Annotated in this window: 9 protein-coding genes; 5 read left to right on the forward strand and 4 right to left on the reverse strand. The window is 40.1% G+C overall.

Features of this window, described 5'->3' with window-relative positions; translation table 11 throughout:
• The first annotated feature begins 1 nt into the window (after position 1).
• Complete coding sequence (locus I585_RS00250) at positions 2-1,330, forward strand: hypothetical protein (protein WP_010739015.1); 1,329 nt, start codon at positions 2-4, stop codon at positions 1,328-1,330.
• A gap of 81 nt (positions 1,331-1,411) precedes the next feature.
• Positions 1,412-1,597 carry a hypothetical protein gene (locus I585_RS00255; protein ID WP_010739016.1) on the forward strand — a complete coding sequence of 62 codons (186 nt, stop codon included), beginning with the start codon at positions 1,412-1,414 and terminating at the stop codon, positions 1,595-1,597.
• 41 nt (positions 1,598-1,638) lie between these two features.
• Here I585_RS00255 and I585_RS00260 read toward each other — a convergent pair whose 3' ends face one another.
• Genes I585_RS00260 through I585_RS00270 form a run of 3 tightly spaced genes read right to left on the reverse strand, consistent with a single transcriptional unit; the run spans position 1,639 to position 5,274 of the window.
• Complete coding sequence (locus I585_RS00260; protein WP_010739017.1) at positions 1,639-3,552, reverse strand: PTS fructose transporter subunit IIABC; 1,914 nt, start codon at positions 3,550-3,552, stop codon at positions 1,639-1,641.
• Between the two features lie 58 nt (positions 3,553-3,610).
• The gene (pfkB, locus tag I585_RS00265) at positions 3,611-4,525 is read right to left on the reverse strand and encodes a 1-phosphofructokinase (RefSeq protein ID WP_010739018.1); all 915 of its coding nucleotides are present in this window, start codon (positions 4,523-4,525) and stop codon (positions 3,611-3,613) included.
• The gene (locus I585_RS00270) at positions 4,522-5,274 is read right to left on the reverse strand and encodes a DeoR/GlpR family DNA-binding transcription regulator (protein WP_010739019.1); all 753 of its coding nucleotides are present in this window, start codon (positions 5,272-5,274) and stop codon (positions 4,522-4,524) included. The genes pfkB and I585_RS00270 overlap by 4 nt, the downstream gene beginning before the upstream one ends.
• A gap of 157 nt (positions 5,275-5,431) precedes the next feature.
• Between I585_RS00270 and I585_RS00275 the strand changes: the two genes are divergently transcribed.
• Positions 5,432-6,892 (forward strand): alpha-amylase, encoded by a 1,461-nt coding sequence (locus tag I585_RS00275; RefSeq protein ID WP_010739020.1) that lies wholly within the window; start codon positions 5,432-5,434, stop codon positions 6,890-6,892.
• A 7-nt stretch (positions 6,893-6,899) separates the two neighbouring features.
• Here I585_RS00275 and I585_RS00280 read toward each other — a convergent pair whose 3' ends face one another.
• The gene (locus tag I585_RS00280; RefSeq protein WP_010739021.1) at positions 6,900-8,474 is read right to left on the reverse strand and encodes a ClC family H(+)/Cl(-) exchange transporter; all 1,575 of its coding nucleotides are present in this window, start codon (positions 8,472-8,474) and stop codon (positions 6,900-6,902) included.
• 153 nt (positions 8,475-8,627) lie between these two features.
• Between I585_RS00280 and pcrA the strand changes: the two genes are divergently transcribed.
• Both pcrA and ligA read left to right on the forward strand, forming a co-directional pair.
• A complete protein-coding gene (gene pcrA, locus I585_RS00285) occupies positions 8,628-10,880 on the forward strand; it encodes a DNA helicase PcrA (protein WP_010739022.1) in 2,253 nt (750 codons plus the stop codon).
• 24 nt (positions 10,881-10,904) lie between these two features.
• Positions 10,905-12,932 (forward strand): NAD-dependent DNA ligase LigA, encoded by a 2,028-nt coding sequence (gene ligA, locus I585_RS00290; protein WP_010739023.1) that lies wholly within the window; start codon positions 10,905-10,907, stop codon positions 12,930-12,932.
• The last annotated feature ends 171 nt before the right edge of the window (positions 12,933-13,103 follow it).

Raw genomic sequence — 13,103 nt, forward strand, 5'->3', positions numbered from 1 at the left:
AATGGAAAAAAATCAGAAGTTATATAGCGTCAGCCAGCTTTACGATTTAAAGCAAGTCGATATTCAATCGAAGATCAATGATTGGCTAATCATGAGTCGTCTATTGCTGGAACCAGACATGATGTTGATTAACGGGAAAGAGCAGGCATTTGATCTGAGACTGTTGCAACAAGTGATCGCAGACTTTGGTATGAAGGAAGATTTCTGGCTGCAACTAAAAAATGCGGAGGAAGAAACCACTATTCACGTCTTAGGCGATACCTTGTTTGAGAAATGCATTATCAACAAGAAAAACTTTTATTACTGGGAGAATGTCTATCTAGATTATTTAAAATCCCGGTTGATTGAGCATGGTTTCTTTGCTTATATTCGTTCCTATGAAGAATACTTGTATCATAATACAAGCGAACTCTCAAAGCGTCGATCATTCGAGACGGCTGATGAGACCAATGCACTGCCAATGATGAAGGGACTTAATGGCGATATTGTAGTAGATTGCAATGTTTTTCCTGGTTATGATGTTTTCTATAAGGGTGTTTGCTTAACGGCGTGTTGGTGGTTGTTTTTGGGCGAACCTTACAAAAAGTTATTTGCTAGACAGCTTTTGTTGGATATTCAACAAGTTGAGCGAGTGGCAGAGCTTGGTTCGGGAGTCTTTTTTGAATTACACAAGGACCCTTTCCAATGGCAGGAAGAGGCGAACTTGAAATTTCAACAGTTGTTCCGTGATCAATTGGGTATCTCACAATTGTCTTATACAAACGGCGTCGGGTTATTGAAGCAACCGTATATTGAATTTGCATTTGAAGATACAGTCATTCAGACGGTACAATATCAAAACGATCAATTTCAGCCAACCGAAAAAAGTGATGCCTCATATTTTGTGACCCGTACTTATAATTTTTTGACCAATCAGTATCGAGTAAATCGAATGAAGGGCGGGCTAAACGCGTTAGCCTATTTTCCGTGGATTGATGATGAGAGTGAACGAATGATGAATTATCACATCCTGTATCCTGAGTTAACATTAGACAAAGGATTAGCGGCTTTCGAGTATTATATTCGAGATTCGATCGAATTTGAGATTCAAGACATGCGCTACAAAGAGTACACAGCTGTTTTACAATTATTTATTCCAAAGAAAGCTTTTTTGGATTTTCCGTTGGAAGAATTGAAGCTGGCACTAAAAGATATGACGATTCATCAGGTTAGTCGAAAAAATGATTCATTGACCTTTTCTTTGGAAAAGGAGGCGAAGCATTTGATTGTTTCGTTTATTGATCAGAAAAAAGTATCGGCTAAAAATCAATTGGATATTCTTGAAATTTGATAGGATGATATTTGGCTTGAAAATCGAATTATTTTTCTTTGGAAAAGGTAATTCTTTAATATGAAAAAAGGAGAGGTTAGTATGGATCGAAGATATATCAAGATTATGGGTAGTTGTTTACTGATTGTTGGACTGATTTTTGCGTTGCCGCTTGCAGCATTAGAGATTCCTTTATCAATTGCAGTTTTCTTTATTGGTATGATCTTATTTATGATCAAACCAAAACCTCAGCCAGTTCGTATTCATAGAAAAGATCGTTGGATGTAAAAAAAATCCACTCTCATATCGAGAGTGGATTTTTTTTTAGTTTATTGAGCTACTGGTTTTTTTACTAAACCATAGATAACACCTGAAACAATCGCGCCGATAGCGATAAACAACAGATATAGTAATGGGTGGCTCAACAACAGCACAACGAAGATCCCACCGTGAGGAGCAAGCAATTTGATTCCAACTGCTCCGACTAAACCACCAGCTAGAGCTGAACCGACAACAAAACTTGGAATGACACGAATTGGATCGGCTGCTGCAAATGGAATTGCGCCTTCTGTAACGAAGGAAAGTCCCATGACGATATTTGTCAAACCGGCATCAACTTGGCTCTTTTCAAATTTGTTTTTGAACAAACGAGTAGCAACAAAAATTGCCAATGGAGGAACCATCCCGCCGGCCATTACCGCTGCCATCACGATTGAACCACCTTGTGCAACAGATGAAGCTAATGTTGCAGTACCGAAGACATATGCTGCTTTATTGATTGGACCACCTAAGTCAATAGCCATCATGCCGCCTAGCAAAGCACCCAATAAGATGGCGTTTGACCCGCTAAGACCAGTTAAGAAACCATTTAATCCATCGTTAATTGCTTTCATAGGAACATTGACTAGAAGCATCAAGAAACCAGTAATCATTAATCCAAAGAAGGGATAAAAGAGAATGGCTTTGATTCCTTCAAGTGATTTAGGCAAGTTTTTAAATAGTTTCTTCAAGAAAATGATGACATAGCCGGCAAGGAAACCGCCAATCAACGCACCTAGGAAACCAGCACCACCGGCATTTGCTAAAGCACCAGCGGCAAAACCAGCGATTAAACCAGGACGATCAGCAATACTTGATGCGATAAATCCAGCAAGTACAGGAAGCATGAAGCCGAATGCAGCACCACCGATTTGGTTGAACCAGCTAGCAACTTGGTTGTAGTTCCCTAAGTTTGCCAATTCAGAATGTGGTACGCCCATAAACTGGTCGATCATGAATGATAAAGCAATCATGATTCCGCCACCGATAACGAATGGCAGCATGTGTGAAACACCGTTCATCAAATCTTTATAAATCCGTTGACCTAGTGTTCCGTTATCGCTTTTTTCTTCCTCAGATGAAGCTTCTTCGCCATTGCCATGGTAGACAGGAGCAGTTCCGCTTAAAGCCAAGTTGATTAATTCCTCTGGCTTGCGAATACCATCGCTTACTGGACGGTTAACCAATTCTTTTCCATTAAAACGATTCATTTCAACCTTTTTGTCGGCTGCAACAATGACACCAGCTGCCCGAGAAATATCTTCGTCAGTTAGGCGATGTTTGATTCCTTCTGAACCATTTGTTTCAACCTTAATATCAACGCCCATTTCTTTTGCTTTTTTCTTCAAAGCATCTTCAGCCATGTAGGTATGAGCGATTCCAGTAGGGCAGGCAGTTACCGCAACAATATACTGACGGTTAGTATCCTTGATTTTTTCTTCAGCTTCGGCTTTTTCTTCAGCCTCTTTTGCCTTTTCCGCCGCTTCAAAAGTAGCTTGGACTTGATCAGGCGTTTCCGCTGTTTTCAGTTTTGCAACAAAATCAGGATCGATCAAAAGTCGTGATAACGCTGCTAAAGCTTGGAGGTGAGTATCGTTGGCACCTTCAGGAGCAGCAATCATAAAGAATAGGTAGGTAGGTTGACCGTCTAATGATTCATAATCAACACCGCTTTTACTTTTTGCGAAAAGGACTGTAGCTTCCTTAACTGCACTGTTTTTTGCGTGAGGCATCGCGATACCATCGCCTAAACCAGTTGAAGTTTGTGCTTCACGATTTAAAATACCTTCTTTGTAAACATCAATATCCGAGATTCGACCGGCATCATACATTTTTTGCACCATTTCATCGATTGCGGCTTTTTTAGTCGTCGCCTGCAGGTCCATAATCATGGCATCTTTGATCAATAAATCTTTAATATCCATCATAATTCCTCCAAATTCTAGTAGGGTACATATTTTTTAACAGAAGGGCAAACCAAGTCTACTTTACTTTCGTGATTTGTACTTCCGGTAATAAAGCTTGAATAAAATCTGCTGTGGCTAAATCATCTGAAAAAGTCGTAGCACTTCCGCAAGCGACGCCCCATTTGAATGCTTCAACAGGATCTTGCGTTTTGGTAAAATTACCAACAAACCCAGCAATCATTGAATCACCAGCGCCGACGGAGTTTTTAACCGGACGCTTCAGGACATTCGACCGGTAAATACCATCCTTAGTAAATAGTAACGCTCCGTCGCCAGCCATAGAAACTAACGCATGCTGTGCACCTTCATCTAATAAGCGTTGACCGAACGGATAAATATCTTCAACCGAATTGAATGTTGTTTGATATAAATCGGCCAATTCATGATTATTAGGTTTTACCAATAGCGGGCCGTTTTCCAATGCATCCATTAAATCGGTCCCGGTAGTATCAATGACGAATGAAGCACCTTGTGATCTAATGATTTTTATTAATTCTTGATAAAAGCCAGTGGGAACACTGCCGGGTTTACTTCCAGATAAAACAACGATATCTTCCGCCGTTAAATTCCCTAAAACTTTTTTTAACGCGTCCATTTCGTTCTCTGAAACGATTGGCCCTTGTCCGTTAATTTCGGTTTCTTCGCTGGCTTTCAACTTGATATTGATTCGAGTGTCGTCAGCGACTGTCGTGAAATTTGTTTGAATGGTTTCGCGTTCCAACCATTCTTCGATGAAACGACCGGTAAAGCCGCCGAGAAAACCTAGAGCAGTCGAATCATTATCAATCCGTTTCAAAATACGTGAAACATTGATGCCTTTTCCTCCAGGCAATTTTAAATCGCTTTTCATTCGATTGACATCACCAATTGTTAGTTGATCGACATGAACGATATAATCAATCGATGGGTTTAGTGTAACTGTATAAATCATACAGAAACCTCCTTCAAGGTAGTTTGTGCTGTGATTTGATCATGGATAACCAAAGGACAGGTATCTGTGAGGATCGAAGCTGCTGACAATGGAGCGACACTGACAAAGCTCGTTTGATTAAATTTGCTATGGTCAACAAGCACGAAGGCTTCTTCGGCTTGTTGGATCGCAGCACGTTTTAAAATCGCTTCCTCAGGATCAGGGGTGGAGTAGCCGCTCTCAATATGAATACCATTCATACCCATAAAGGCTTTATTGAAACGATATTGTTTCAATTGTTCTAAAGCCTGAGAACCTACAACGGCATCAGTGGTCAATTTTATTCGGCCGCCTAATACGATTGTCGCAATTTGAGCTTCTACTAAACGTGCCGCAAGACCAACTGAATTCGTCACGACTGTGATTGCTCGATTGATTAGAAAAGGAATCATTTCTGAAGTCGTGGTGCCGGCATCTAAATAGATGACATCGCCTTCAGCTATACAATCCGCAGCATATTTGGCAACAATTTTTTTCTGTTGAACGTTTTTGGATGATTTTTCAGTCATACCAAGTTCTTGTTCAAGATGTTGTGGCCGTTTTGCACCGCCGTGGACGCGTTCCAATAAACCTAAGTCTTCCAACTCCTGCAGGTCGCGGCGAACGGTCGACTCAGAAGAGTCTAACCACAGCACTAAATCTTGTGATTTAACCAATCCATCGCGTTCTAGCCACTCAATAATTTTTTTATGTCGTTCTTCTGTAAGCATTTTCAATCCTCCTTCATTTGAAATATTACCACAATTATTTTTGCATTTCAACCATAAACGGTCACAAACATCCAAAAACATTTAAGGTGTTAAATTTGATTCATCTTATTATGAAGAAACTCTCATTTTCTGTATGATAGATATAGAGGTGAAGATTATGGGAAAACAAACAATTTTACAAGGATTTGAATGGTATCTTCCTGCTGACGGCAATCATTGGAAAACGTTGGCTGAAAAAGCAGAAGAACTACGTCGCTTTGGAATTAATGCTATCTGGATGCCGCCGGCTTATAAAGGAGCTGAAGGCGCGAATGATGTTGGTTATGGAACCTATGATCTTTATGATCTTGGTGAATTCGACCAAAAGGGGAGCGTTCGAACCAAGTATGGAACGAAAGAAGAATATTTGAGCAGTATTGCTGCATTGAAAAAAGCTGGTTTGAAGGTTTATGCTGATATCGTTTTTGATCATTTTATGGGGGCCGATGAGACCGAAGTTGTCTCAGCAGTTTCTTATCAATTTGATGATCGAACCAAACCAAGTTCCGGGACAGAAGAAATTGAGGCTTGGACAAAATTTACTTTTCCTGGTCGGCAAGGGAAATACAACGACTATCAATGGAATTGGAAGAATTTTTCTGGTGTTGATTATGATGCCCGTGAAAAGGATCATGCAATCTTCAACTTCGCCGACAAAGGATGGGAACCAAAAGTTGACGATGAAAACGGCAACTTTGATTATTTGATGGGTTGTAATCTAGACATGGAAAATCCTGAAACTATCGAACAACTGGATAAGTGGGGAAAATGGTACCAAGAGGTGACAGGAGTCGACGGATACCGCTTGGATGCAGTCAAACATATTCGATTTGACCTATTTGTGGATTGGATTTTGCATCGACGCGAGGAAAAGGACGAAGAACTTTTTGTTGTTGGTGAATATTGGTCGGATGAGTTAGAAAAACTGCAAGAATATTTGGACTCATCAGGCAATCTAATTTCACTTTTTGATGTGCCATTGCATTTTAATTTGTTTCAGGCGGCCTCAACTATGGGTGAATTCGATATGCGGCAAATTTTTGCCGGAACGCTGATTGAAACCCGTCCCGACTGGTCCGTAACATTTGTGGATAATCATGATACGCAACACGGTCAGAGTTTAGAGTCATGGGTAGAAGGTTGGTTTAAGCTGCATGGCTATAGTTTGATTTTATTAAGAAATGAAGGGATTCCCGTTGTATTTTGGGGAGATCTTTACGGAACAGAAAATGCTGAAGCTGTTGGAGAGGGTTTAAACTCCATGATTAAATTGCGGGAGGAGTTAAACTTTGGGAGCCAAGCAGATTATTTCGACGATCCAGATGTGATTGGTTGGACATTAACTGGCGAGTTTGACCAAGCTGAATCCGGTGCGGCAGTTATTATGACCAATGCCAAAGGCGGGGAAAAAGAAATGACTATCAGTGCCATTCATGAAGGAGAGACTTTTGTTGATTTGCTTGGAAATAATGAGGCGAAAATTGTTTTAGATGAAAATGGCCAAGGAACATTTCCGGTAAATGATGGTCAGGTTTCTGTTTATGTAAATGAAAAATTAGTCAAAAAAATACGAGGGTGAGCCTAGCTCATCCTCGTATTGCTTTATCTTGTTTTTTTGCAATCGCAGCATCGGATCGTTCCCGAATCAGCGTTCTAATCTTTTGTGTATATCCTTCATCTGTAAGAATCATCAACAAGTCTCCAACTTTCATAACGGTATCCCCATGAGTGAGTATTTCCGATGAACCGCGACGAATTGAGATCAACAGCATTTCTTTAGGCCAGTTAAAATCACGAACCATCGTGCCATCTAAGCTGCTCTCAGCTGTGACAGGGAATTCAATGATGGTTTTGTTTCCGGTGATACTTGGAAGATGATCTTTGAGTAAACGTTCAAGCAATGATTCGTAAATTGGATTACCTCCTAGCAGATCATTAATTACATAAGCCGTTAAGGAACAAACCGCCAGCGGCATCAAATGGGTAATGTTGCCCACCATTTCGGTTACTAAAATGATTGCTGTTAATGGAGCTTTTCCGATGGCAGTGAAATATCCAGCCATAGCAAAAATCGCAAAATCACGAATTAACATAGCATCCATACCAAACGATTGATGTAAAATGGTGCCATAAATTCCGCCAATTAAAGCACCTAGAGTAAGAATAGGTAAGAAAATCCCTCCTGGTAAATTCGCGCCATAAGAAATCATGGAGAAAATGAAACGTAAGAAAAATAGAAAAATCAACAATGACAATGAAAGATTATTTTCTCCAATGGATAAAACGATCTGATTACCGCCTCCTAAATAATGTGGGAAAAAGAAGGCTACTGGAATGATCAGTAAAAATGGAACGATTCCATAAAGATGTTCTGGCAAATGAGTATGCTTATACAGTAGCGGTAAAGCTAAAAGTACTATTTGATAAACATAACCAAGTACTCCTAAGATGGCTCCTAAAAAAATCAATAAGCCGTAATATTTCAAAGGTAGTGAAGGTACATCAGCAATAAATAGAACAGGTTTTAGGCCGAAAAAATTTAACGAAACTAAGTTTGCTGTTAAAGCGGCTGTTAGTGAAGTAAGCCAAATTAATGGAGAGAAGTGATGATGCACTTCTTCAATTACAAACAGCAATCCAGCAATCGGCGCATTGAAGGCGGCTCCTAATCCAGCAGCAGCTCCGCTAGAAATAAAAATCTTCTTTTCAGAAGTTGATGCATGCGTGTATTCACCAAAGCCTTGCCCAACCATGGCTCCTAATTGAATTGAAGGGCCTTCACGTCCTAGAAATAATCCTGAACCGACGGATAATATACCGCCGACAAATTTTTTCCAAAGAATGGAAAACCAATTTAATTTGATTTCACCTTGTAAGGTTCCTTCGACCTGTGGAATTCCACTGCCCTTGATATTCGGATCAGATTTTATCAGCAAGCCAACAATCAATGCGAAAGTAAGCATAACTAGCATCCAAGGAATCAGCCAGAAAGGATTGTCGTGAAACCAAAGATAAAGAGTGACAACACGTTCCATCATCTCCTCAATTAGCAGACGAAATAAACTGACAATAATGCCTGCAATGGCTCCGATCAAAACCCCTTTCAAAATAAAAAAAACTTTAGTACTATCTAAACGTTTTATTTCATGTTCATTTTTCATGAATTTCCCTCCATACCATTACTTAATTTAGCGCGAATTCCTAAGAAAAACAAGAAGGAATCAATGAATTCGTTTTTTTGAAATGTTGCTAGTGTCATGAAAGTTTCTGAGATGCTATAATGAAAAAGATTGAATAGAGAAAGGACGTTTTGCATGCCAAACAAACAGGAGTTGTTAGCAGGACTTAACCCTAAACAAAAAGAAGCGGTTCTTCATACGGAAGGCCCATTATTGATTATGGCGGGAGCTGGAAGTGGAAAGACGCGGGTTTTGACACATCGCATTGCTTATTTAATAGAAGAAAAAAATGTAAATCCGTGGAATATCTTAGCGATTACATTTACGAATAAGGCCGCAAGAGAAATGAAGGCGCGGGTTAATACCATTTTAGGTCAAGGCGGCGAGGATGTTTGGGTTTCTACCTTCCACTCGATGTGTGTTCGAATTTTACGACGTGATGTAGATGCGATCGGCTATGATCGGAATTTTACGATCTTAGATGGTTCTGATCAATTGACATTGATGAAACGAATTCTGAAAGATTTGAATATTGATCCAAAAAAATATGATCCACGTTCTATTTTAGGAGCAATCAGCAATGCTAAAAATGAGTTGTTAACACCGGAATCTTACGCGGAGCGTCAAGGTTCTTTCTTTGAGGAGATCGTGGCTCGTTGCTATGATGCCTACCAAAAGGCCTTGAGAAATAATCAAAGTATGGATTTTGATGATCTGATTATGAATACGATTCGCTTATTCCAAGACAACGAGAATGTCTTAACTTATTATCAAAATAAATTCCATTATTTACACGTAGATGAGTACCAAGATACAAACCACGCGCAATATACTTTGGTAAATATGTTAGCTGCTCGCTTTCGTAATTTATGTGTGGTCGGGGATGCCGATCAAAGTATCTATGGCTGGCGTGGTGCAGATATGCAAAATATCCTTGATTTTGAAAAAGATTATAATGATGCATCGGTTATTTTGCTGGAACAAAATTATCGATCAACTAAAAGCATTTTAGATGCCGCGAATCAAGTAATCAAAAATAACAGCAATCGGAGAGACAAAAGTCTTTGGACCGATAACCAAGCCGGAGAACAAATCACCTATTATCGTGCAGACAGTGAACGAGATGAAGCGCAATTTATCGTCAGTAAAATCAAAGATGAAATTCAAACGAACAACCGCAGTTACAATGATTTTGCCGTGCTCTATCGGACAAATGCTCAATCCCGAGTGATTGAAGATACTTTAGTGAAATCGAATGTACCTTATACGATGGTTGGGGGCCATAAATTCTATGACCGCAAAGAAATTAAGGACATTATTGCTTATTTGAATATCATCAACAATCCGCGTGATGGTGTCAGCTTTGAACGGGTCATCAATACTCCGAAAAGAGGGATTGGTGCAGCCTCGGTTGAAAAATTACGAAATTTTGCCGCGATGCACGACTGGTCAATGGTAGAAGCGGCCCAAAATGTTGATTTAGCTAATATTTCGGGGAAAGCGGGACGGATGATCGGTGAGTTCGGTACGATGATTACGCAATTTCAAGAAATGGTTACTTATTTGCCAGTTACCGATATAGTCGATCAAGTATTAGAACGAACGGGCTACTTGGATGAGTTGAAAAATCAGCGTACTTTAGAGGCTGAATCTCGTTTAGAAAACTTAGAAGAATTCCGTACGGTCACGCAGGAGTTTGACAAACGTAATGAAACACAAGACGAAGAAGATGCGGATGCGCCTGAGGAAAAATTGGCGGTCTTCTTGAACGATTTAGCTTTAGTGTCAGATTTAGACGACTATCAAGAAGAAAGTGCCCAAGTTACTTTAATGACACTACACGCGGCTAAAGGATTAGAATTTCCAATCGTCTTCTTGATCGGTATGGAAGAAAAAATCTTCCCGCTATCTCGTTCGTTGATGGAAGAATCCGAATTAGAAGAGGAACGTCGATTGGCATATGTGGGCATTACTCGTGCTGAAGAAAGTCTGTATTTGACTAACGCTTTTTCTCGAACACTGTATGGAAAAACACAATACAATCAGCCTTCGCGATTTGTAGCTGAAATTGATGACAGTTTGCTGAACCCCGTGGGTATGCAACCACAACCTAAATCAAAAAGCTATGCGAATCCATTTGAAAGCAAAATGATGAAGCCGAAGTATCAACATGCTACACGTGAACCAGTAATGAACAAAACAGCCTCTGGCGGAGAAAATGAAAATTGGAACCCTGGTGACAAGGTTCAGCACAAAAAATGGGGAGTCGGCACAGTTGTAAAAGTCAGCGGCAATTCCAAAGATATCGAACTAGACATTGCTTTCCCACAGCAAGGTGTCAAACGATTGTTAGCAGCTTTTGCACCGATTGAAAAAATCTTAAACTAGCAACTAAAATAAGGAGGGATCTTCTTGGAACCAATAACTTTTCAAGCAGCGGAGAAGCGTTCAGCCGAACTTCGCGACGAATTGAATCAGTATGCCCATGAATATTATGTACAGGATCAGCCCTCGGTGGAAGATTTTGTTTACGATAAAAAATATCAGGAATTAGTTGAGATCGAGACCGAATATCCTGATTTAATTACACCTGAATCGCCTACCCAACGCGTTGGTGGGATTGTCTTAGAAGGTTTCGAAAAAGTAGTGCATGATATTCCTCTATATAGTTTGAATGATGTATTCAGCAAAGAAGAATTAATTGCCTTTGACGAACGGGTAAAAAAAGCAGTAGGACACCCTGTTTCCTATTGTTGTGAGCTAAAAATTGACGGCTTATCGATCTCATTAAAGTATGAGCAAGGTGTTTTTGTTCAAGGAGCGACCAGAGGAGATGGAACCGTTGGCGAAAATATCACAGAAAACTTAAAAACGGTAAAATCGATTCCACTGCGTTTGAAAGAACCTTTATCAATTGAAGTTCGTGGTGAGTGTTATATGCCAAAGGCTTCATTTGTTAAACTGAATAAACAGCGAGAAGAAGATGGCAAAGAAGTTTTTGCCAATCCTCGAAATGCCGCGGCAGGTAGTTTGCGTCAATTAGACACGCGCGTAGCAGCCAAACGAAACTTGAGTACTTTTCTGTACACCCTCGCTGATTTCGGTCCATTGGAGTCTACTACGCAAGATCATGCGCTAAATGAAATGTCTCGTTTAGGCTTTCGTACGAATCCTGAACATCGGGTCTGTGAAACGATCGATGAAGTTTGGGAGTACATCGAAAATTTTCATGAAACGAGAGATGAATTGTCTTACGAAATCGATGGGATCGTCATCAAAGTGAATGAGTTCGATTTACAAGATGAGTTAGGCTTTACAGTAAAAGCTCCGCGCTGGGCAACAGCCTATAAGTTCCCACCGGAAGAAGCGCAAACAACTCTTTTGGACATCGATTGGACCATTGGACGGACGGGAGTATTAACCCCCACAGCAATCATGGAACCGGTCCGATTAGCCGGGACTACGGTTGGACGTGCAAGTCTTCATAACAGTGACTACATCGAGAAAAAAGATATCCGTTTGAAAGATACGATTTTAGTCTATAAAGCGGGTGATATTATTCCAGAGGTATCCCGGGTTATTTTGGATAAGCGGCCTGAGGATAGTGAACCTTATCCCATCCCAACGAAATGCCCGATTTGCGGCAGTGAGTTGGTTCATTTGGATGAAGAAGTAGCACTACGCTGTATCAATCCTAAATGTCCGGCACAAATCAAAGAAGGCTTGAGCCATTTCGTTTCTCGCAATGCGATGAATATCGAAGGATTAGGGCCTCGTGTTTTAGCACAAATGTTTGATAAAGGACTAGTATCCGATGTGGCAGATCTCTATGCGTTGGATAAAGATCAGTTATTGACTTTAGATAAGATCAAAGATAAATCAGCAGAAAATATTTTACAGGCGATCGATGCTAGCCGTGAAAATTCAGTTGAACGGCTGATATTCGGCTTAGGAATTCGTCATGTCGGTGCGAAAGCTGCAGGGATTTTAGCGGAGCATTTCGGCAGTCTTGAAGCTATGAGTAAGGGAACCAAAGAAGAAATAGTTAGTCTGAACACGATTGGTGAGACGATTGCCGACAGTGTCGTAACCTATTTTGAAAATGAAGAGGTTCATGAGTTAATGCAAGAGTTAGTGGATCGAGGTGTAAATCTCGAATATAAAGGGTTTCGCCAAAGCCAATTAGCAGAAATTGAATCACCATTTAAAGATAAAACGGTTGTATTGACTGGAAAACTTGTTGAATATACTCGCGAGAAAGCAAAAGAAAAAATCCAAAATCTTGGCGGTAAAGTCACGGGCAGCGTTTCTAAAAAGACAGATATCGTGGTAGCTGGAGAAGATGCAGGAAGCAAACTGACAAAAGCACAAAATCTGGGTGTAGAAGTTTGGGATGAAAAGCAAATGATCCAAGCGATCGAAGAAAGTCATACAGATTAGGCTATTTTGTCCAGAAGATTGTTGACGTTTCTATTAACGAACGAGTATTATAAAAAGGCATCAAGTCTAGTAGAATACGTTTTTAACTAATTGTTTGAATTGACTATTTTTTCAAAAAATTTCAAGAAAAAAACGTGAATTCTAACAGAGATATGATAAAATGATTGAAAA

Source organism: Enterococcus malodoratus ATCC 43197 (assembly GCF_000407185.1).
GTDB lineage: Bacteria > Bacillota > Bacilli > Lactobacillales > Enterococcaceae > Enterococcus_A > Enterococcus_A malodoratus.